Origin of the sequence: Intrasporangium sp., from assembly GCF_040414665.1 — a bacterium.
Lineage (GTDB): Bacteria > Actinomycetota > Actinomycetes > Actinomycetales > Dermatophilaceae > Intrasporangium.
This window is the reverse complement of record NZ_JBEDUL010000100.1, coordinates 11,318-32,171: the sequence shown is the minus strand read 5'-3', so window position 1 is coordinate 32,171 and position 20,854 is coordinate 11,318. Positions and strand designations below refer to the sequence as shown.

Sequence of the window (20,854 nt, the reverse complement as noted above, 5' to 3'; positions counted from 1 at the left end):
AGCCACGCGGCGTCGGCGGGAGCCTCGGACGAGGGCCGGTGGCCGGCGCCGGACCACCACCGCGACAGGCCCTTGACCCGGCCGGTGTCCAGGTCGCAGTTCGTCACGAGCGCGCCGTATCCGGGCACGCAGACCTGCCCGCCGTGCGTGTGTCCGGCGATGAGCAGACTCGCCCCATCCTCCACAAAGGTGTCGAGCACCCGCTGGTAGGGGGCATGCGTGACCCCGATCTTCAGCTCGGCCGACGGCTGCGCAGGGCGCCGCACGAGGTCGAGCCGGTCATAGCCCAGATGCGGGTCGTCCACCCCGACGACGTCGATCCGCCGCCCCTTGATGACCAGCTTGTCGTGCCGGTTGGTCAGGTCGATCCAGCCGCGCGACGTGAAGCCACGGATGAGGTCGGCCGTGGGGAGCCGCTCGGACTCGCCGGCGCCCTTGGCGTGGTGACGTGTCAGATACCGCAGCGGGTTCTTCAGCTTCGGGGCGAAGTAGTCGTTCGAGCCGAGAGCGAAAACGCCCGGCCGGTCGAGCAGCGCCCCGAAGGCGTCGAGCACCGCGGGCACCGCATCGTGGCTCGCGATGTTGTCGCCCGTGTTGACGATGAAGTCGGGATCGAGCGACTCGAGCCGTCGCAGCCACTGCGCCTTGCGCTTCTGCCGCGGCAGGAGGTGGATGTCCGACAGGTGCAGCACCCGCAGCGGCTCCGCCCCAGGCGGCAACACCGGCACCTCGAAGCGTCTGAGCACGAAGGCGTTGCGCTCGATGAGCGACGCCCACCCGAGGATGCCGACGCCGGCGACTCCGAGGCCGACGGCGGTCTTGGTGAGGGCTCGCATGTGGCACATCCTCGCACCCAGCCGGGGGCGCACAGCAATCCGGACGCGCGCGCCGGCACCTGAGAGACTGAGCCGCATGAGCACCCTCAAGGAGCAGCTGAAGGCCGACCTCACCGCGGCGATGCGTGGGCGGGACCAGGTCCGCGCCGGCACGATCCGCATGGCGCTGACCGCCGTCACGAACGAGGAGGTCGCGGGCAAGCAGCAGCGGGAGCTCACCGACGACGATGTCCTCAAGGTGCTGGCGAAGGAGGCCAAGAAGCGGCGCGAGGCTGCCGAGGCCTACGAGTCCGCAGGCCGGGCCGAGTTGGCGGAGGCGGAGCAGGCCGAGCTCGCGGTCCTCGAGACCTACCTGCCGAAGCAGCTCGACGACGCCGAGCTCGACCGGATCGTCCGCGACGCCGTCGCCACCTCGGGCGCGACCGGCATGGAGCAGATGGGCGCCGCCATGAAGGCCGCCAACGCCGCCGTCGCCGGACGTGCCGAGGGTGGCCGGGTCGCCGCCGTCGTGCGGCAGGTGCTCGCCGGCTGACCCACAAACGTCATCAGGCCGTATGCCGCTGAGCTCGCTCCCGCTGACCCCGTGACCGCAGCCGCGGGGTCAGCTCACGTCAGCGGGGTTTGGGGGGCTTTGGCGGCTTGGGTGGCCTGCCGGGACCGCCGTTGCCGCCACCGTCCGGTGGGGGCCCTATCGTGAACGTCGGCCATGGCCGCCCCCCACCGCCGCGGTCGGACGAGCGCTGCCCGTTCGACGGGTGGATCGTGACGGTGCTGCCCTCGGGGGCCCTGCCAGAGGGCGACGTGCCGGCCACCCGACCCCTGCGGACGTTCGAGTCCATCGAGTCGCCAACCTGGACGCTGAAGCCCGCGCGCTCGAGGATGCTCTTCGCGTCGCTGACCGACCGGCCGGTGACGTTCGGGATGCCGACGTCGGAGCCCTTGGTCATCTTGTCCGACGGCTCCTTGAACTTCCTGATGGGCAGGCCCTCGTGGGCCCGGTTCATGATGCCCTTCCAGATCGGTGCGGCGATCGAGGCACCGTGCATCACCGGGTACAGCTGGCCGCCCACGCGCACGTTCTTCATGAGCCGCTTGTTGCCGTCGTCCGGCGTCCCCACCCAGACCGCCGTGACGAGCTGCGGCGTGTAGCCGACGAACCACGACTCGTTGTTCTTGTCCGACGTGCCGGTCTTGCCGGCGGACGGCCGCCTGCCGTCGTCGAGCTGGTTCCTGATGCCCGAGCCGTGGGTCATGTTGTACTCGAGGAACTTGTCGGTACCGCGCACCGCATCGGCCTTGGCGACCTGGTCGCACTTGGTCTTGGGCGCCGCCAAGGTCTTCGAGCCCTGGGTCACCTTCGTGACGACGACCATCGAGCACCGCTTACCCTCGGCTGCGAGCGTCGCGTAAGCGTGCGCCACCCCCTGCGGGGACACCTCATCAGCACCGAGGATGTACTCAGCCGGGATCTTGCCCATCGCGCTGCCGTCGGCCTGGTGCAGGCCGAGGCGCATCATCGTGTCGCGGACCTTGCATCCGCCGAGCTGCCTCGCCAGCGCGACGAAGGCGGTGTTGGTCGACTTGGCCGTCGCCTCCATGAGCGAGATCCGGCCGCCCTTCCAGTTCGTGTCGTTGTGGACTGGCCAGTTCTCGTAGAGGCCACACGGCATCGGGAACTCGCTCGGCTTGTAGACGTAGGGCCGGTCGCCGGCCGGCTTGGCGTCGACCGAGGACTTGGTGCTCATCCCCGACTCCATCGCCGTGAGGAGGGAGAAGGCCTTGGCCGTCGACCCGAACTGGAAGCCGCCGGAGCCGCCCCACTTCTTGTCCAGCGTCCAGGCAATGCCGGTCTTGCCCCGGCTCTGCTTCCCGACCGTGTACTCCGTGTTCTGCGCGAAACCGAGCACCTTGCCCGTTCCCGGCTCGGTGACGTAGGCCGCGGCGCCGACCTTCGACTTGTCGCCGATCGGGACCTTCCGCGTCACCTCCTCCTGGACGATCTTCTGGATCTTCGGGTCCAGGGTCGTGTGCACCGTGAGGCCGCCTGTGCGCAGGAGGCGCCGGCGCTGCTCCACGGTCTTGCCGAGCTCAGGCATTTGCTCGACGTAGTTGATGACGAACTCGCACCAGTACGGGTAGGGCGACGCGAGGCAGGTGCTCTTGGTCTCGGACACCTTGAGGTCCTGCTTGATGGTCCGCTTCTTCGCGGCCTGCCAGTTCGCGTCGTTGATGATCTTGAGCTCGTGCATCCGGTCGAGGACCACGTTGCGTCGCGCCAGCGCCCGCTCCGGGTAGTTGACCGGGTCGGTGGTGCCCGGGTTCTGCGTCAGACCCGCCAGCAGCGCTGCCTGCGACAGCGTGAGCTTGCTCGCGGGGACGGAGAAGTAGTGTCGCGCCGCTGCCTCGACACCGTATGCCTGGTCGCCGTAGTAGACGAGGTTGAGGTAGCCCGCGAGGATCTCGTCCTTCGTCATCTGCTTCTCGAGGGTGATCGCGTACTTGACCTCCTTGAGCTTGCGCAGGTAGTCCTTGCGGACCGCGGCGGCGGCCGCCTCCTCGTCACCCTGGTTGAGCGCCGTGTACTGCAGCGAGATCTTCACGTACTGCTGCGTCAGCGACGATGCGCCGGAGGTCGTCGCGCCGGTGCGGACGTTCGCGATCGCGGCCCGCACCACGCCCTGCAGGTCGAAGCCACCATGCTCATAGAAGCGGTGGTCCTCGATCGCGACCTGCGCCTCGCGCATGATCGGGGCGACCTGGTCCAACGGGACGATGATGCGGTTCTGCTCGGCCGGAGTGGCGATGACCTTCCCGTCCGCCGTCAGGATGCGGGACTGCTGCTTCAGCGGATCGGTCTTGAACTCGCCCGGGAGCTCGTTGAAGATGTCGACGCCGTTGCGGGCAAGGGCCCCGGTCGCCCCCACCGCGGGCATGAACAGGCCGGCAGCGAGGAGGCCGAGCACCATCGCGGCAGCGATGAAGGCGCCGAGGAGGCTGATGACGCCGCCGATCGACGTGGTCCGGGAAGACGACATGGGCCAAGGGTAACGGGTCGGACTGACGTATCAGGGCCCGCGATTTGCGCCTCTGTGTCGCGTATGGCCCCATTCCTGCTGGTCACGGGGTGACTAGTCACCTCGCACCATCAAATGATGCATACGGCCTATGTCCGGTTCGGACCGTCGCTCGTAATGTCTCGTTTGGGCCGAAGGGGGCCTGATCCGGATCGGTGGGACGGTCTGGGTCCAACTCGGCGTCGTGGGAGACGTCGAGCGGGGAGGGGTAGAAAAGAATGAGTGTCGCCACGATTTCGACAAGTTGGGTCGACGAGTGGGCCAACCAGGCGGCGTGCACCGGGCAGGACCCGGACGCGCTCTTCGTCCGAGGCAAGGCGCAGCACGATGCAAAGGCGGTCTGCAAGACCTGCCCAGTGCTGGCGCAGTGCCTGGCCGAGGCCCTCGACAACCGGACGGAGTTCGGCGTCTGGGGTGGGATGACCGAGCGGGAGCGGCGCGCGCTGCTCCGCAAGCGCCCGGACATCACGTCCTGGAAGGCCGCGCTGCGGACGACGATGGCGGCTCAGGCCAAGTCCGCCTGACGGGGACGCCGGCGGGGATTGCAGCAGGGCGCTGAGCCCTCGGGGGAAGCGGGATATCGGAACCACTTGCTGGGTCGTGATGACGGGGATCACGGCCCAGCAAGCGCGTTCCCGATCTCTCGCAGGCTGTCCAGGTCATGGACGTCGCGGTTCAGGGCGGGGACCTGGACCACCGGCACGTCCGGGTGCGCCCTCGAGAACCGCTCGGCGAGCTCGCGCTGCCGCCTCGCGATCGTCACGACTGCGGCGTGGAGGCGGAGCAGGCCCGCGGCGTTCTCGGCCGACTTGGGCCCCCCGCTGTCCTCGAGCGCCTCCGCGACGGCCAACGCGCGGGAGGGCGTGAGCGCGCCGGCCGAGACGCGACCCATGCGGTTGACGACGAGCCCGCTCAGCGGCATACCGTCGGCTTGGAGGCGGTCGACGAAGAAGGACGCCTCACGCAGCGCGTCCCGCTCCGGCGCCGCGACGACGAGGAACGAGGTCCCCTGGCGCGACAGCAGCTGGTAGGTCAGGTCGGCTCTCTCGCGGAACCCACCGAACATCGTGTCGAGCGCCGCGACGAAGGACTGCACGTCGCCGAGGAACTGACCACCGAGGATCTTGGCCATCGTGTTGCTGACGAGCTGGACACCGAAGCCGAAGACCTTCAGCCCCGCGCGGCCGCTCGCCTTGGCCGGTGCCGAGAGCATCCGGATGAAGCGGCCGTCGAGGAAGCTGCCGAGCCGGTTCGGCGCGTCGAGGAAGTCGAGCGCCGACCGCGAGGGCGGGGTGTCGACGATGATGAGGTCCCAGCCGTCGGGCATCGAGTCGGCGGTGGTCTTGAGCTGGCCGAGCTTCTCCATCGCCATGTACTCCTGCGTCCCGGCGAAGGAGGAGCTGACCGCCTGGTAGAAGGGGTTGCTAAGGATCTGGTCCGCCTTGCCGGGGTCGGCGTGGGCGATGACGACCTCGTCGAAGGTCCGCTTCATGTCGAGCATCATCGCGTCGAGGCTGCCGCCCTTCGACGCGTCGATGCCGTCCACGGGTCGCGGGGTGTTGTCGAGCTCGGTCAGGCCGAGGGCCTGGGCGAGGCGCTTGGCCGGGTCGATCGTCAGCACGACGACGCGCCGGCCGGCCTCGGCCGCGCGGAGGCCCAGGGCGGCGGCCGTCGTCGTCTTGCCGACGCCGCCGGAGCCGCAGCACACGACGATCTCGACCCCCGTGTCGGCGATCATGGCGTCGATGTCGAGCCGCGGGGCCGACTGGGCGGCACGGGCGTGCGCGGTCGTCTGGACGGACGGCTCCTCGCGAGCGGTCGTCGCGGTCGTGGTCATTCGAGCAGACCTTCCTCCGCGAGCCCGTCCCAGAGAATGTCGGCCAGCTCGCGGACCGACCCGGAGTCGACGCCCTCCGGCAGCGCCGGCAGCAGGACGAGTGGCAGGTCGGTCTGCTGGAGGAGGGCCAGCTGCTCACTCTCGAGGTCGACCCGGTGCGCGTGGTCGTACGCCTCCTCGAGCAGGCCGTCGACGAGCTCGGGCGTCACCTTGACCCCGGCCTCGGTGAGCTGGCCGGTGATCGACGGTTTGTGCAGCCGGCTCGTGCGAGCCTGCTCGAGCGCCACATCGTCGAGCAGCGGCTCCCGGACCATGTTGACGATGATCGCGCCGACATTGAGGTTCTTGGCGCGCAGGTCCTCGATGGCTTCCAGCGTCTCCTGCACCGGCATCTCCTCGAGCAGGGTGACGATGTGGACGAGCGTCTGCTCGCTCTCGAGGAGCTCCGTGATGGAGCCCGCCTGGCTGTGGATCGGACCGACCCGGGCGAGATCGGCGACCTCGGAGTTGACGCTGAGAAAGCGCCCGATGCGCCCCGTCGGCGGGGCGTCCATGACGATGGAGTCGTATGCCGCTGGGCTCGGTCCCCGGTGTTTGCCGTCCTTGCGTCGTCGGTTGGCTTCATAGAGCTTGCCGATGACGAGGACGTCGCGGACCCCCGGGGCGATCGTGGTCGCGAAGTCGATGGCCCCGAACTTCTCGAGGAGCTTGCCCGCGCGACCGAGCTTGTAGAACAGCTGCAGGTACTCGAGGAGGGCGGCCTTGGCGTCCACGGAGAGCCCGACGATCTCGCCGCCCGACCTCGTGCGCGCGATCCGGGTCTCCTCGGTGCCGAGCGGGGGGACGTCGAAGGTCTGGCTGATGCCCTGACGGCCCTCGACCTCAGCGAGAAGCACCCTCGTGGCCGGCGTCGCCTGGCGCGAGGCCAGCGCGATGGCGAGGGCCGAGGCGGCCGTCGTCTTCCCGGTCCCGCCCTTGCCGGTGACGACGTGCAACCGGACCCGCTCCCACGTGCCGGGGCCAGCCGCCTCGGAGGCGCTGGAGGCGGTTGGGCTCGCAGTCGTCACACCGGCACTCTATTGCCGCCCGCCGGTTGAGGAGTCGAGGGCGGCCAGGACGCGAGGCCAGGCCGGACTGTCGGGGTCGATGACGGAGAAGTGGCCTGCGTCCGGGACGACCTCGAGCCGAACGTCGCCACCGAGCCGCCGGACCTCCCGAACGTACGCGTCGGTGACCGAGACGGGGACTTCGCGGTCGAGGTCCCCGTGCACGAGGCGGACCGGAACCTGTGGTGGGAGGTGGCTCATGGGGTCCGCCGCGCGCCAGGCATCGGCCTCGGTGGCAGGGTCGCCGAGGAAGTCCCGCGCGGCGTCCGCCCCGAGGTGCAGTCGATCCGTCGCCTGCAGGTCGACGCAGCCGGCCAGGACGACCGCTGCGGCGATGCGGTCGGCCCAGGACTGGTTCGCGGCCCAGGCGACGAGGTGCCCACCCGCGGAGTGGCCCATGAGGACGAGCGGCCCGGGCAGGTCCGGGTCGGCGTCGACGGCTGCGACCAGCGCCGCGATGTCGTCGAACGTTCCGGGCCAGCCGCCGCCCGGCATGCCCGCTCGGCGGTACTCACCGACCGCGACGTGCCAGCCGGCCGCCGCCAACCCGGCTGCCTGAGCGGCCGCGTGTGTCCGGTCATATGGTGCACGCCAGAACCCGCCGTGCACCACGAGCACCGTGCCCCCGCGGTCGGCGGGTCCATCAGGAGCACGGTCAGGGCGGTAGGACGGGAACCGCACGTCGTAGACCTGGGCGGGCTCAGCGGCATACGCCCTCGTGTCGTCCGGCGGTGGGGCGGGCCTCTCGAGGACGTCGTCCGCGTGCGGGTCCATGCGGTCATCGTGCCAAACGGGCGCGAAGTAGGGTGAGGCTCATGACCACGTGGGAGTACCTCACCGCCCCTCTGCTCATCCACAACACGAAGCAGATCCTCGACAACTTCGGCGCTGACGGCTGGGAGCTCGTCCAGATCGTTCCCGGACCGGACGGCACGAGCCTCGTTGCGTACTTCAAGCGACCCAAGGGAGCCTGAGCCATGTCCACCGTCGAAGAACGCCTGTCCGAGCTCGGCCTGACCGTCCCCGAGGTCGTCGCCCCGGTCGCGGCCTACGTGCCCGCGCTGCGCACCGGCAACCTCGTCTTCACGTCCGGCCAGCTGCCGATGCGCGATGGCAACCTCGAGGCCACCGGCAAGGTCGGCGACGGTCACGGGCTCGTGCCAGCGGCCGATGCCAAGGAGCTCGCCGCACTCTGCGCCCTCAACGCGATCGCTGCGATCAAGTCCGTCGTCGGCGACCTCGAGAAGGTCACCCAGGTCGTCAAGGTCGTCGGGTTCGTCGCGAGCGACCCCGGCTTCACCGGCCAGCCGGCCGTGATCAACGGCGCGAGCGAGCTGCTCGGCACGGCCTTCGGCGACAGGGGGGCGCACGCGCGCAGCGCGGTCGGCGTCGCAGCCCTGCCGCTCAACGCCCCGGTGGAGGTCGAGGTCACCGTCTCGATCGCTGATTGAGCAGCGTCATGGCGTCTGCCTCCCGGAGCCGCCCGGAGCGCTACTTCCCGATCACTCGGCTGAGCGGCGTCAGCGATCTCGCGCTCCGGTGGCTCGGGGGCGAGCGGTGGGACGAGGCCACGCCACGGCGGGCGAGCACGGTCATGCTCGTCCGCGACGGCGAGCGTGGGCCCGAGGTGTTCATGCTCAAACGCGTCTCCGGGATGGCGTTCGCGCCGAGCATGCACGTCTTCCCGGGCGGTGGGGTCGACGCGCGCGACGGCGAGGCTGGACTCCCGTGGGCCGGCCCCTCACCGGCGGAATGGGCGGAGCGGCTCGGATGCACGCCGTCCGAGGCCCAGATGTATGTCGCGGCCGCGGTCCGCGAGGTGTTCGAGGAGGTCGGGGTCCTGCTGGCCAGCCCGTCCGCCACCGGGCCGCTCGTCGACCCGCACGACGAGACGTGGGCGGGGATCCGTGAGCGGCTCGTCACCCGGGAGCTGTCCCTCGCCGAGGTCCTCGTCGAGCGTGCCCTTGTCCTGCGTTCGGACCTCATTGTGGCCAAGGCGCACTGGCTCACTCCGGTGTTCGAGCCGAGGCGGTTCGACACGTGGTTCTTCGCCGCGGTGATGCCCGAGCACCAGGTCGCGGACGGCAATACGAGCGAGGCGGAGATCGCCGAGTGGGTCGTGCCGGAGGACCTGCTCAAGGAGTATGCCGCTGAGCTCGCTTCGCTGCTCCCGCCGACTCTCGTGTGGGTTGAGGAAGTAGGCTCCGCCACGAGTGCTGCCGACTTCGTGACTCACAGCGAGGACCTCGCCCTGGTCATGCCGGACATCGTCGACACCCCGGACGGCCCGGCCATGCGGATCGACGCCTGAGAGAGCCGGAGGTACGCGGTGAAGGGCGCCGAGGCCGACCCGACGTGGATCGGTGGCTCGATGTCGGAGCGGGCCACGTGTGTGCTCTGCCCGAACCCGTCGCCGATGACCCTGGATGGCACCAACACCTGGGTCGTCGCCGAGCCGGGGTCAACGGACGCGGTGGTCATCGACCCGGGACCGCTTGACGAGGCGCATCTGGCACGGGTCATTGCGGAGGTCGAGCAGGCCGGTCGACGAGTCGCGCTGACGCTGCTCACGCACGGGCACCTGGACCACGCCGAGTCGGCCGAGCGCTTCCACGAGTTGACGGGCGCGCCGGTGCGGGCCTTCGGACGGGGGCACAACGACGTCGCGCCCGGAGAGGTGATCCGGGTCGGCGGCCTCGAGCTCGTCGCGGTGGCAACGCCGGGACACACGAGCGACTCCTACTCCTTTCTCCTTCCCGCCGACACGATGCTGCTGACGGGCGACACGATCCTGGGACGGGGGACAACCGTGGTCGCCTGGCCGGACGGCCATCTGGAGTCCTACCTCGAGTCGCTGCGGCGGATCGAGGCCCTGACCCAGACCGGGCAGGTGGCCGGCATCCTGCCAGGTCACGGCCCGTTCGTGGAGGATGCGGCCGAGACCGCGACCTTCTATCTCAGGCACCGCGCCGAGCGGCTCGACCAGGTCCGCGCGGCGCTCGCCGCCGGTGACTCGACCGCCCGCGAGGTGGTCGAGCGCGTCTACGCCGACGTGCCGCGCACGGTCTGGGGTGCCGCCGAGATGTCCGTGCAGGCACAGCTCGAGTACCTGCGCGAGCAACCGAGCATCGACGACTGATCGGGCCGGTCCGCTCGTCCCGGCGCCCCAGGTAAGTGCGCCGCGTGTCGCTCAATACCGGGGTCGCTCCCGCCGAGCGTGGGTAAGGAGGTGGTGCATCCGACCAAACGGAACAGAGGAGACTGCGCATGACGACGAAGGTCGAGAAGTCCGTCGAGGTGGAGGTGCCCGTCCGCACCGCCTACAACCAATGGACGCAGTTCGAGCAGTTCCCGCAGTTCATGGGCGGCGTCGAGTCCGTCACGCAGGTCGACGACACCAGCCTGCACTGGGTCGCGGAGATCGCCGGGGTCCGTCGGGAGTGGGACGCCGAGATCCTCGAGCAGGTCCCGGACCAGAAGGTCGCGTGGTCCGCTGTGCGGGGCGCGACGAACGCGGGGGCGGTGCACTTCGTCCCCAACGGACCTGACCGGACCGTGGTCACGCTCCATCTGGAGTTCGAGCCAGACGGAATGGTGGAGAAGGTCGGCGACGCCCTCAACCTCGTGGGCCGGCGGGCCGAGTCGGACCTGACGAAGTTCAAGTCGTTCATGGAGTCTGCCCGTGTCGAGGATGCGATGGGTGAGGACGTCGTCGACGTCCTCACGGCCGACCACCGAGAGGTCGCGGCGCTCATCGGGGAGATCTGGACGACCGGGGAATCCAGCCTGCGCCGGGAACTCGCGGACACGGCCACCGCCGAGCTCGTCCGGCACGCCGTCGCTGAAGAGACGTACGTCTACCCCGCCATGAAGAAGCACCTGCCGGACGGCGAGGAAGCGGTCAGCCACGACATCGCGGAGCACCGGCAGATCGAGGACACCCTCAAGGAGCTCGAGGGTGTGGACGGATCGGACCCGCATTTCAGCGAGCTGCTCCGCACGCTCGATGCGGCGCTGGCGGATCACATCACCGACGAGGAGACCAAGCACTTCCCACAGCTGCGCGCCGCCCTCCCGCGCGCCGAGCTCGTGGAACTCGCAGGCAAGGTGGAGGCGGCGAAGAAGGGGGCGCCCACGCGTCCTCACCCGTCCACGCCGAGCAACCAGCTGTTCCACAAGCTCGCCGGTCCGGGCGTGGGCCTGGTCGACCGGCTTCGCGACCGGCTCGCTGGACGCTCGACCGGCTGAGGCAACCGACTCGAACGAGCGGTTCGCGACGCACGAGGGTCGCGAGCTGCTCGTTCGACGCGACTCCTACTTGGCGCGGCGCTTCAGGCGCTCGACGTCCTGGAGGAGGACCGCTCGTGCCTCGAGCCGCAGCCAGCCGCGTGACTGGAAGTCCGCCAACGCCTTGTTGACCGTCTCACGGGAGGCTCCGACGAGCTGGGCGAGCTCCTCCTGGGTCAGGTCGTGGGCGACCATGATGCCGCCGTCGACGTGCCGGCCGAACCTCTCGGACAGGTCGATGAGCGCCTTGGCCACGCGACCGGGGACGTCGGTGAAGACGAGGTCGGCGAGGTGGGCGTTGGTGCGGCGGAGGCGCTGGGCGAGCGCCGCGAGGAGCGCCTTGGCGACCTCGGGCCGGCCGGCGAGCAGGCCCGTGAGGGAGTCGTTGCCGAGCCCGAGCAGCTGCGTCTCGGCGACTGCGGTGGCGGTCATCGTGCGGGGACCGGGGTCGAAAAGGCTGAGCTCACCGAACATCTCGCCGGGCCCGAGGATGGCCACGAGGTTCTCCCGACCGTCCGCGCTGGTCCGCCCGAGCTTGATCTTGCCCTCCGCGATGACGTACAGCGTGTCGCCGCGGTCGCCCTCGTGGAAGAGCACGTCGGCGCGCTCGAGGCGAGACAGGGTCATCTGGGCCTGCAGGGCCGAGGCAGCCTCGTCGTCGAGTGCCTTGAACAGGGGAGCGCGTCTCACCACGTCTGGGTCCACGGGGCCAGTCTGCCAGACCCGTTGTGCGTGTGACCTGTTCCCTGCCGAACCCACAAACCACCGTCCCCGCCCACCCGCATCACATCCTGCTCCGCGACGCGGAGCAGGATACGAGCGCGCGCGAGGGTGTGCGATTTAAGAAATTCGGGGGGTGCCCGGAGACTCGCATTCTGCTCCGGGAAGCGGAGCAGGATGTGATGCGGATGGGTGTCAGTGGTGCGTGTCAGGGTCGAGCCACGAATCGTCCAGCGAAGGGGGACAGGTGGCCTTCGATGTCGGTGGCTATGTCAGACGGGCTCGACGCCTCGCAGACCTGAGCCAGCGCGATCTGGCTGACACGCTTGGGTTGTCGCGGGCTGCCGTCGGCCGGCTCGAGAGCACGCCTGTCCGAGTTGACATCCCGACGATGGAGTCGATCCTGGCGCTGGCCGGCCTTCGTCTGGCGGTCGTCGACGGTGAGGGCCGCACGATCGAGGCGGTCCCGCCCGACACGCTGCGAGACCACCGGGAACGGCGCTTCCCGGCGCATCTCGATGCGACGCCTCCGGACATCGGCATTCCGAACGAGCGAGGCGTCCAGCCACGCAAGGGCCTGCCGCCGGCGCGTGGTTGGTACCGACAGCGCCGGGACCGCAACCGCCTGCGCGAGCGCGGTCGGGCCCCCGTCGACCACCCGACGATCCGCTCCGAGCGGGAGCGGGCCGAGCGTGAGCGCCAGCGGCTCCGCGACAGGGCCTTGGCCGACCTGCGGGCATCGCCGCCTCAGGAGTGCAGCTGCTTCGACGACTGCTTCGAGCTCGCCTGCCTGCCCGACTGCCCCTGCCAGTGCGAGCCCCCTCGGCCCGACGCGCGGACGGTACCGCCATGGATCTGAGCCCTTTGCGTCGGTGCCAGCTCAGCGGCATACAGTGACGTCTGTGTCTGCTCGTGCCGTCGTGACTGCCGACGAGAGTCCCGTCGCGCGGACCCGCCGCGCCCGGAAGATGTACCGGGCCCTGCACGACCGCTATCCGTACGCGCACTGCGAGCTCGACTTCACCACTCCACTGGAGCTGCTCGTCGCCACCATCCTGTCCGCGCAGACCACGGATGTCGGCGTCAACAAGGTGACGCCGATCGTCTTCGCCACGTACCGCACCGCCGCGGACTACGCCTCGGCCGACCGCACCGAGCTCGAGACGATCATCCAGCCGACCGGCTTCTTCCGGGCGAAGGCCGACAGCCTCATCAAGCTCGGCCAGGCCCTCGTCGAGCGCTTCGACGGCGAGGTGCCCGGGCGGATGAAGGACCTCGTCACGCTGCCCGGAGTGGGCCGCAAGACCGCCAACGTCGTGCTGGGCAACGCCTTCAACGTCCCCGGCATCACCGTGGACACGCACTTCGGGCGGCTCGTCCGGCGCTTCGGGTGGACCGACGAGACGGACCCGGTCAAGGTCGAGCACGCGGTGGGCGCGCTGTTCATCCGGCGGGACTGGACGATGCTCAGCCACGTCGTCATCTTCCACGGACGCCGCACCTGCCACGCCAAGAAGCCCGCGTGCGGAGCGTGTCCCGTCGCCCGCTGGTGCCCCAGCTACGGGATCGGCGAGACCGACCCGGACCGTGCCGCCAAGCTCCTGAAGTTCGAGCTGGCCCCGAAATGACGAGCCGGAGGACCTCCTCGCCGAGTCCGGAACCGAGGAGTTCCCGCGTCGTCCATTCCGGGACGTCGGGGGCGATCGGGCCCGGGCCGGCCGGGCTCCCTCGCCCGGGGTGGCTCGACCGCGTCGCCGACCTGGTGCCCGTGGTCGACCCCCACTGGTTCTCCCGGTTCCAGCCGCCGGACGAGGGCGGCCGGGAGTCGGCCGTCCTCATGCTCTTCGGCCCGCCGCCCGCCGATGAGGGTTCCGGCGGCGAGCACGTCATCCTCATCGAGCGCTCGCACACGATGCGCACCCAGCCGGCCCAGATCGCCTTTCCCGGCGGGTCGCGCGATCCCGAGGACGAGGACAGCATCGCCACCGCGCTCCGCGAGGCCGAGGAGGAGACCGGCCTCGACCCGGACGGCGTCGACGTGGTCGACGTGCTGCCGAGCCTCTACCTCCCGCCCGCCAACTTCGTCGTCGCCCCCGTTCTGGGCTGGTGGTCGCGCCCGACCCCGCTGACCGTGCGGGATGCTGCGGAGGTGCACGAGGTGCTCTCCGTGCCGATCTCCCACCTCGTCCACCCCGAGACGCGGTTCACCGTGACGCACCCGAGCGGCTTCGTCGGACCGGGATTCGAGCTCGACCACCTGACGCTCTGGGGCTTCACGGCCGGGCTCCTCAGCCGGGTGCTCGATCTTGCCGGGCTCACGGTCGACTGGGACGAGTCGCGCCGCCGGCCGCTGCCCGAGATCTACCTGCGGGAGCGCCGATGACCGGAGGCCTCCTGCTCGATCTCGCCCTTGTCCTCATCCTCGTCGCCTACGGGATCTCCGGATATCGCCACGGGCTCGTCTCCAGCGTCTTCTCGCTGCTCGGCTTCTTCGTCGGTGCGCTCGTCGGCATCTGGCTGCTGCCGTCCGTCCTCTCCGATCTTGATGCCGTGACAAACGACCCCCGGCTGCGCGTCCTCGTCCTCATCATCGGTGTCGTGCTGATGGGCTGGATCGGCCAGGTCCTCGGCAGTCTCCTCGGCGCCCAGATCAGGCGCCAGCTGGGCCAGCACACCGTGCGGCGCACCGACTCGGTCCTCGGGGCAGTCGTGGTCGTCCTCGCGGCGTCCCTGATGATCTGGTTCCTCGGTGGATCGCTGCGCACGGCCGGCAACCCTGCCGTGGCGAGGGCGATGTCCGAGTCGAGGGTGCTGCGGGCCGTCGACGCGGTCATGCCGGAGGGGACCGGCCAGCTCTTCGCCGGCTTCCGTGGCTTCCTCTCGAGCCAGGGCTTCCCCCAGGTCTTCGGGGACCTGGTCCCGGAGCCGATCGCCCCGGTCGAGGCGCCCGACCCCGCCATCGGCGACGCCGGCGCGATCGCCCGGGCCGCGGCCTCGGTCGTCAAGGTGACGACCGCCTCGAACTCGTGCGCGCGTGCCCAGGAGGGGACCGGGTGGGTCCTCAGCCCCGGGCGCGTGGTCACCAACGCCCATGTCGTCGCAGGCGCCGAACGCGTCCGGATCACCAGTCAGGACGAGACGGTCACCGGGCGGGTCGTCGTCTTCGACCCCGACCGGGACCTCGCCGTCATCAGCGCCGACGGCCTGAACGCGCCGGGGCTCGAGCTCGGCTCGGACCTGCCGCGCGGCACCGCTGCCGCGATTCCGGGCTTCCCGCTCGACGGGCCCTACACCGTCGTCCCCGCCAGGGTCCGCCAGGCGCTCGATGCACGAGGACGCGACATCTACGGTGAGGACCCGGTCGTCCGCGAGATCTACTCGCTCTACACGCGCGTCCAGCCGGGCAACTCGGGAGGACCGCTGCTCGACGCGAGCGGGCGGGTCGCCGGTGTCGTCTTCGCGAAGTCGCTCGAGGACAACAACACCGGTTATGCCCTGACGCTCGACGAGGCGATGCCCGTGCTCGACGCCGCCCGCAGCGCCGACCGCCAGGTCGACACCGGCGCGTGCCTGCCGGGCTGAGGCCGCGGACTGCCTCAGTGCTGCGAGTGCTTCCCGTGCTGCCTCAGTGCCGCAACCTGACCGGCGCGGCTGACGTCAGCAGCTCGACGAGCTCGCGCGATGGCGGGATGCGCAGCTCGGCGTCGAGGCGCGCGCGGTAGCGCTGGAAGGCCTGGACCGCCGCGGACTGGTTGCCACTGTCGAGGTGCGCCTGAACCTCCAGGGCGACCGAGCTCTCGAGCAGGGGTTCGAGCGCCACAGCCTCCTCGGCGTAGCTGATGGCCATACTTGTGTCGCCCCGCTTCAGCAGCAGGCTGGCGACCTTGTCGAGAGCGCGAATCCTTCTGTGGTTCAGACGCTCCCGCTCGTAGAGCACCCAGTCGTCGTACCAGCCGGGGAGCAGGTCCGGGCCGGCAAGGGTCGTCAGGGCGGCGTGCAGGTCGAGGCCGTCGAGCGTCTCGAGCAGCTCGACCTGGTCGAGCCGGTCCAGCAGGTGCCAGACGTCGACGAGGACCTGCGGTCCGAGCGCCACGCTCGCGCGGCCCGACTCGACGATGCCGGCGTCGAGGCTGCGGAGGCGAAGCAGGGAGGTGCGCAGGTTGGCGCGCGCCCGGACATCCGTGCTGTCGGGCCAGAGCGTGCCTGCGACGGCGGCTCTCGGCTGGGTGCCCCGGAGCCCGAGCAGCGCCGTCACGCGCTGCTCGCGGTTGCCGACCTGAGTGCGTCGGCCCTCGAGGTCAAGTCGCCAGTGACCCAACAACCTGATCCGGCAAGCCTGTGTAGACATCGATCCCCCAGTTGATCGACAGCTGTCAAACAGTGGTCCTCACGGCCGCCGTCCCCCTGACGGCGGGCTCGCTCGGCATCATCCGTCCAGTATTCACCCGGATACGAACAGTTGTCCTGAAAAGAGGCAGGCTCTTTTCGGGTGATACATCGGCGTATGCCGCTGGACGTGCTTCTGTTTCGCGCCTGGCTTCCGCTCCGGCCGGCTCACGGCGTGGCGAGGATCTCGTCCAGCCATTCGTCGAGGGCGTCGTGGATCTGCTCGCGAGACGACAGGGTCCTGATCCTCGTCTCGTCGCCGACGCTCATCGTGGCCCTGGCCAACAGGTCGCCGGCCACCCCCTCGGTCCAGCAGCTGAGCACCATGACCGCGTCGCCCGATCGCGGCTCGTTCTCCGGTGCTGCGGGGATTGACATCGAAGTCCTTCCGATCGGCCCGACGTGGGCGAAACCCGCTGTCGCGCGGGCCCAGGTGCGAGCGTCCAGATGATTCTGGCCCACCGCACAGCCACACGGAAAGCAAAGACCTGAGCAGGTCACGGTCCGGTCACGCTCCGGTCACGGAGTGTGCGCTCCACTGGCGCGCATCAACTCATCTCGGGGAGGAGGTGAACCACATGGAGAACCTGACCTTTGCTGAACTCGACACGGAGCTGGTGTCCCTGCTCCCGTCGAAGGAGACGCTCTTCTTCAACCACAACTGGTCGAACATCTGGGCCAGCAACTCGTCGGTCGCTCTCAACGCGGCAACCGTGTTCTCGCAGGCCAACAGCGCTGCGCTGCAGTCCATCAGCGTGACCCAGGGTTGATCCCAACGTGGCGGGGCTCCCGTAAGCATCACGGGAGCCGCGCCGGGGGCCATCGTGATCTCACGAGGACTGAAGGGAGACGGCCCGAATGCACGAAGCAGCATCGATCGACCACCGAGAGCTCGATCGACAGATCGTGGCACTCCTGCCGACACGCGACACGTTGTGCCAGTTCGCTTGCATCAATGTCAACACGGTCGTCGGGGTAAACCTGGCTTTCGCCATCAACGCGGCGTCGAGCCACGTCACCGCAAACGCAGTGGCCGGCCAGTACCTCGCGATCTTCGGTTAGACGCGAGACGGCGGGCGCGACCCCAGAAACGCGCCCGCCGTCCGCTCGTCCCAGGAGGCCGCGACCAGGAGAGGGAAGGACGGACGAGTGACCGCAACCGCGCGACCTGCCGTGTCGACGTGGCGGCTGGCCAAGGGACTGCAGCGGCTCGGGCAGGTCGAGGACTCAGGTCTCAGTGAGGCGACGTACCTGGTCCGCCGCGCCGATGGACAGATGATCCAGATCTCGGAGCTGCTCCACCTGGTCCTGAGCAACATCGTGGACGGGCGCTCCACCGAAGGCGTCGCCGCCATGGTCAGCCGCTCCTACGGCCGGACGCTCAGCGCCGAGGGGCTCGCCTACCTCATCGACACTCGGCTCAAGCCGCTCGGACTCGTCGTGGACGGCCCGAATGCCCTTGGCCCGCAAGCTGATTTCTCAGCACAACCGCCTGCGCACGGCACCGCGACCGCTCCGGCGGCGGCCGAGCCGGCGTCGCCGACCCTGAGCGCACCCTCCACACTGCCGAGCACCGAACCCTCCCCGCGGCCCAAGCGGAGGACCGTCCTGCCGAAGGCTCGCCCGCTCCTCTCACTGTCGCTCAAGGGCGTGCTCGTCCCAGCCCGGTGGGTGCCGGTCCTCGGCCGGGCGCTGGCGCCGGTGTTCTGGACGCCGGTCGTCGTGGCGGCCCTCATCGCCGTCGTCGTGCTCGACATCCGGCTCGTGACGACCGGTGACCTCGGGGTCGCCCTCGTGGACGTCCTGACGACACCGGCGCTCATGCTCGCCCTCTACGGAATGCTCACGCTCGGTGGACTGATCCATGAGAGCGGGCACGCGGCGGCGTGTGCCTACAGTGGCGGACGCCCCGGTGCCATCGGCTTCGGTGTCTACCTGATCTTCCCCGCCTTCTACACCGACGTCACGGACTCGTACCGCCTCAGCCGCGCGGGCCGGCTCCGAACCGACCTCGGTGGCCTCTACTTCAACGTGCTGTGCCTCATCGTGCTGGCCAGCCTGTACCTCACGACCGGCAGCGGCGTCTTCCTCGTGGCCGCCTTCATCATGCACGTCGAGATGGTGCAGCAGCTCATCCCGGTCATCCGGCTCGACGGCTACTACGTGCTGTCCGACCTCGCAGGCGTGCCGGACCTCTTCGGGCGGGTCGGGCCGGTCCTTCGTAGCCTCCGACCCGGGGCGGAGCGCGACCCACGGGTTGCCGAGCTGCGTCCGCGTGCCCGGCGCATGGTTATCGCCTGGGTGTGTTTCGTTGTTCCCATCTTGCTCATTGGCACCATCTGGTTACTCTGGAATCTCCCGTTCATCATTCGCACCAACGTCGACGCGATCCGTCTGCAGCTCATGCAGTGGACCGCGGCCCGGGATGCCGGCGACATCGCCACGATGGCGCTCGCATCGATCTCGATCCTGCTCCTTGCCGTTCCTCTGCTCGGCATCGCCGTCCTGCTCGACCGCCTCGTCCGGATCCTGTCGCGGTTGGTGAGCTCGCGGGCGAGCCGGACCGGGGCGCGGCGTGACCGTTCGTCGAACGAGGAGACCTCGATGACCATCAACCAGCCGCCCTTGAGCCTCCAGCACAACGGAACTCACCACGGCAGCCCGTCCAGTACCCCCATCGGCGTCGGGGTCCTCACCGGCGGCGACCCTGGCAACGGCCAGCAGGCGCAGGCCGAGCCACCGGCCACCGCCCCGTCGCCGGCCGAGCCACGGCCCACCGCCCCGTCGCCGGCCGAGCCACCGCCCACCGGCCCGTCGCCGGCCGAGCCACAGGCGGCCACCGGCCCGTCGCCGGTCGAGCCGTCGCCGGTCGAGCCGCCGAGCAGCAACGACCTCCCGGACGCGCCCGACGAGGAGGACCTCGACGAGGTGTTCGAGCTCACCGCGGACGCCTTCCGCGACGAGCTCATCCTGCCGCCCGAGGCCCCGGTGCCGACGAGGGGCTGGCGGGAACGGGTCTACCGATTCACCGGTGGCGCAGTCAATCCCGGACCGGGCGCCCAGGAGCGCCGCCGCATGGCGCTCGAGGAGCGACTCCGCGCGCCGATCAGCGGCTCGCACCGCATCGTCGTCATGAGCCGCAAGGGCGGCGTCGGCAAGACGACGATCAGCTTCGCCCTCGGCAGCACCTTCGCCTCCCTGCGTGGGGACCGGGTCATCGCCGTCGACGCCAACCCCGACGCGGGCAACCTCGCCCACCGGGTCGCGCCGCCGCACAACCGGGCCGTCACCGATGTGCTCGCCAACCTCGACCGGATCACGACGTACTCGCTGCTGCGCGAGTACACCTCGCAGGGCGCCGAGTCGCGGCTGGAGGTGCTCGCCTCGGATGATGACCCCCACATCGGGATGGCGCTGGGCCGCGACGACTACCACCAGCTCATCGACCTGCTCGACCGCTTCTACAACCTCATCGTGCTGGACACCGGCACCGGCATCCTCGACAGCGCCAACCAAGGTCTGCTCGAGGAGGCGGACCAGCTCGTCCTCGTCCTGCGGCCAGGGGTGGACGGCGGTCGTGCCGCGGCCCTCACCCTCGACTGGCTGACGAAGCACGACTACCAGGAGCTCGTCAGACAGGCCGTGGTCGTCATCAACGGAGTCCGTTCAGGGGTCGGCGCTCCAATCGAACCGATGGTCGAGCACTTCGAGCAGCGGTGCCGCCGCGTGGTGCAAGTCCCCTGGGATCCGGCCCTCGAGCTCGGTGCCCAGACGCGCTTGTCGGCTCTGCGCCCAGAGACGCGGGACAGCCTCGTGGAGATGACGGCCGCGGTCGCTGACGGCTTCGTCCTGACGGGAGTCGACCAGTGAACCTGTCGCGGCGCGTCGCCGCGATCCTGTCTGCCGTTGCCGTGCTGGGGTCCACCGGCTGGTCCGCGGCGAGCAGCCACGACCAAGGCGACAGGAGCGGCGAGAAGAGCGCAGACCTGACCGCCGTTGCCATCGCTTCGGCCGGCGACCCCACGGCGAAGGACGAGGCCTTTGCGGTCACCCAGCTCGGCAGCGGTCACCACGTGTCCGGCGACGCGAGTGCAGGCGCCGACACGAACTGCGACGGCTGCACGTCGACGGCCACGACCGTGAGCGTCATCTACGCCAACCGGACGAAGGACGCGAGGGTGGACAACCTGGCCACGTCGACGACGACGCAGTGCACCGACTGCGCGTCGGCCGCGGTCTCGGTCCAGGTCGTCATCCTGCGCCAATCGCAGACCCTCATCGCCAACAACCGGTCCTTCGCCGCCAACGTCGCGTGCGAGGGCTGCACCAGCAACGCGGCCGCCTACCAGATCGTCGTCGTCGCCCCACGGGGTGATCGGCTCGACTCCCGCGAGCTGGCCGAGCTGCGGGCATGGGCGCGCACCCAGGCATCTGGCCCGGCGCAGAGCACGATGGGACTCCGCTCGACGGGCAAGTCCACGACGCAGCGCCAGCTGGAGGACCAGCTCCGGGCCGCCCTCGGACCGGTCACCACCGTCAGGTACGACGCCGACGTCAAGGCCGGCTGACCCCGGGTTTTTTCGGTGGTATGCCGCTGAGCTCGCTCTC

At 69.9% G+C, this 20,854-nt stretch carries 23 protein-coding genes; 15 read left to right on the top strand and 8 right to left on the bottom strand.

Going from position 1 to position 20,854, the window contains the following annotated elements:
- A partial coding sequence (locus tag ABF401_RS11070; RefSeq protein ID WP_353509616.1) for a metallophosphoesterase occupies positions 1-836 on the bottom strand: 836 nt, incomplete at its 3' end.
- 76 nt (positions 837-912) lie between these two features.
- Here ABF401_RS11070 and ABF401_RS11065 point away from each other — a divergent pair.
- A complete protein-coding gene (locus ABF401_RS11065) occupies positions 913-1,368 on the top strand; it encodes a GatB/YqeY domain-containing protein (RefSeq protein ID WP_353509615.1) in 456 nt (151 codons plus the stop codon).
- A 79-nt stretch (positions 1,369-1,447) separates the two neighbouring features.
- Here the strand turns inward: ABF401_RS11065 and ABF401_RS11060 are convergent, their stop codons facing one another.
- Complete coding sequence (locus ABF401_RS11060; RefSeq protein WP_353509614.1) at positions 1,448-3,871, bottom strand: penicillin-binding protein; 2,424 nt, start codon at positions 3,869-3,871, stop codon at positions 1,448-1,450.
- Between the two features lie 257 nt (positions 3,872-4,128).
- Between ABF401_RS11060 and ABF401_RS11055 the strand changes: the two genes are divergently transcribed.
- Positions 4,129-4,434: a WhiB family transcriptional regulator gene (locus ABF401_RS11055; RefSeq protein ID WP_353509613.1), complete on the top strand. Its 306-nt coding sequence runs from the start codon at positions 4,129-4,131 to the stop codon at positions 4,432-4,434.
- Positions 4,435-4,523: 89 nt separating this feature from the next.
- On the opposite strand, the gene bagB is transcribed toward ABF401_RS11055, so the two are convergent.
- From bagB to ABF401_RS11040, 3 genes are read right to left on the bottom strand one after another with little or no spacing between them, the layout of a single operon-like run.
- A complete protein-coding gene (gene bagB, locus ABF401_RS11050) occupies positions 4,524-5,747 on the bottom strand; it encodes an ATPase BagB (protein ID WP_502908224.1) in 1,224 nt (407 codons plus the stop codon).
- On the bottom strand, positions 5,744-6,814 hold the full coding sequence (gene bagA / locus ABF401_RS11045) for an ATPase BagA (RefSeq protein WP_353509612.1): 1,071 nt from the start codon (positions 6,812-6,814) through the stop codon (positions 5,744-5,746). The genes bagB and bagA overlap by 4 nt, the downstream gene beginning before the upstream one ends.
- Before the next feature lie 9 nt (positions 6,815-6,823).
- A complete protein-coding gene (locus tag ABF401_RS11040; protein ID WP_353509611.1) occupies positions 6,824-7,627 on the bottom strand; it encodes an alpha/beta hydrolase family protein in 804 nt (267 codons plus the stop codon).
- Between the two features lie 41 nt (positions 7,628-7,668).
- Between ABF401_RS11040 and sp36 the strand changes: the two genes are divergently transcribed.
- The 5 genes from sp36 (at position 7,669) to ABF401_RS11015 (ending at position 11,101) form a co-directional block, all read left to right on the top strand.
- Positions 7,669-7,827, top strand: coding sequence for a Sp36 family protein (gene sp36 / locus ABF401_RS11035; RefSeq protein ID WP_324143726.1), 159 nt, complete (start codon positions 7,669-7,671; stop codon positions 7,825-7,827).
- A gap of 3 nt (positions 7,828-7,830) precedes the next feature.
- Entirely contained in the window at positions 7,831-8,304 is a 474-nt protein-coding gene (locus ABF401_RS11030) for a RidA family protein (protein ID WP_353509610.1), read from the top strand.
- An 8-nt stretch (positions 8,305-8,312) separates the two neighbouring features.
- Positions 8,313-9,164: an NUDIX hydrolase gene (locus ABF401_RS11025; RefSeq protein WP_353509609.1), complete on the top strand. Its 852-nt coding sequence runs from the start codon at positions 8,313-8,315 to the stop codon at positions 9,162-9,164.
- A gap of 60 nt (positions 9,165-9,224) precedes the next feature.
- Positions 9,225-9,992: an MBL fold metallo-hydrolase gene (locus ABF401_RS11020; RefSeq protein ID WP_353509618.1), complete on the top strand. Its 768-nt coding sequence runs from the start codon at positions 9,225-9,227 to the stop codon at positions 9,990-9,992.
- Positions 9,993-10,120: 128 nt separating this feature from the next.
- A complete protein-coding gene (locus ABF401_RS11015) occupies positions 10,121-11,101 on the top strand; it encodes an SRPBCC family protein (RefSeq protein WP_353509608.1) in 981 nt (326 codons plus the stop codon).
- A gap of 66 nt (positions 11,102-11,167) precedes the next feature.
- On the opposite strand, the gene ABF401_RS11010 is transcribed toward ABF401_RS11015, so the two are convergent.
- On the bottom strand, positions 11,168-11,845 hold the full coding sequence (locus tag ABF401_RS11010) for a Crp/Fnr family transcriptional regulator (RefSeq protein WP_353509607.1): 678 nt from the start codon (positions 11,843-11,845) through the stop codon (positions 11,168-11,170).
- A 262-nt stretch (positions 11,846-12,107) separates the two neighbouring features.
- On the opposite strand from ABF401_RS11010, the gene ABF401_RS11005 reads away from it, so the two are divergent.
- The 4 genes from ABF401_RS11005 to ABF401_RS10990 all read left to right on the top strand — a co-directional run bounded on the left by ABF401_RS11005 (position 12,108) and on the right by ABF401_RS10990 (position 15,442).
- Entirely contained in the window at positions 12,108-12,719 is a 612-nt protein-coding gene (locus ABF401_RS11005; RefSeq protein ID WP_353509606.1) for a helix-turn-helix domain-containing protein, read from the top strand.
- A 109-nt stretch (positions 12,720-12,828) separates the two neighbouring features.
- Positions 12,829-13,488, top strand: coding sequence for an endonuclease III (gene nth / locus ABF401_RS11000; RefSeq protein ID WP_353509617.1), 660 nt, complete (start codon positions 12,829-12,831; stop codon positions 13,486-13,488).
- A 140-nt stretch (positions 13,489-13,628) separates the two neighbouring features.
- Positions 13,629-14,243: an NUDIX hydrolase gene (locus ABF401_RS10995; RefSeq protein WP_353509605.1), complete on the top strand. Its 615-nt coding sequence runs from the start codon at positions 13,629-13,631 to the stop codon at positions 14,241-14,243.
- A complete protein-coding gene (locus ABF401_RS10990) occupies positions 14,240-15,442 on the top strand; it encodes a MarP family serine protease (RefSeq protein WP_353509604.1) in 1,203 nt (400 codons plus the stop codon). Before ABF401_RS10995 ends, ABF401_RS10990 begins: the two co-directional genes overlap by 4 nt.
- A 43-nt stretch (positions 15,443-15,485) precedes the next feature.
- Here the strand turns inward: ABF401_RS10990 and ABF401_RS10985 are convergent, their stop codons facing one another.
- Both ABF401_RS10985 and ABF401_RS10980 read right to left on the bottom strand, forming a co-directional pair.
- Positions 15,486-16,208: an AfsR/SARP family transcriptional regulator gene (locus ABF401_RS10985; RefSeq protein ID WP_353509603.1), complete on the bottom strand. Its 723-nt coding sequence runs from the start codon at positions 16,206-16,208 to the stop codon at positions 15,486-15,488.
- A 206-nt stretch (positions 16,209-16,414) separates the two neighbouring features.
- Complete coding sequence (locus tag ABF401_RS10980; protein WP_353509602.1) at positions 16,415-16,624, bottom strand: hypothetical protein; 210 nt, start codon at positions 16,622-16,624, stop codon at positions 16,415-16,417.
- Positions 16,625-16,824: 200 nt separating this feature from the next.
- Here ABF401_RS10980 and ABF401_RS10975 point away from each other — a divergent pair, with 200 nt between their 5' ends.
- The 4 genes from ABF401_RS10975 to ABF401_RS10960 all read left to right on the top strand — a co-directional run bounded on the left by ABF401_RS10975 (position 16,825) and on the right by ABF401_RS10960 (position 20,814).
- Positions 16,825-17,016, top strand: a complete 192-nt coding sequence (locus ABF401_RS10975) for a hypothetical protein (protein WP_353509601.1) — start codon at positions 16,825-16,827, stop codon at positions 17,014-17,016.
- Between the two features lie 88 nt (positions 17,017-17,104).
- Entirely contained in the window at positions 17,105-17,308 is a 204-nt protein-coding gene (locus ABF401_RS10970) for a hypothetical protein (RefSeq protein ID WP_353509600.1), read from the top strand.
- Between the two features lie 87 nt (positions 17,309-17,395).
- Positions 17,396-20,116, top strand: coding sequence for a MinD/ParA family ATP-binding protein (locus ABF401_RS10965; RefSeq protein ID WP_353509599.1), 2,721 nt, complete (start codon positions 17,396-17,398; stop codon positions 20,114-20,116).
- Positions 20,113-20,814 (top strand): hypothetical protein, encoded by a 702-nt coding sequence (locus tag ABF401_RS10960; protein WP_353509598.1) that lies wholly within the window; start codon positions 20,113-20,115, stop codon positions 20,812-20,814. The genes ABF401_RS10965 and ABF401_RS10960 overlap by 4 nt, the downstream gene beginning before the upstream one ends.
- The last annotated feature ends 40 nt before the right edge of the window (positions 20,815-20,854 follow it).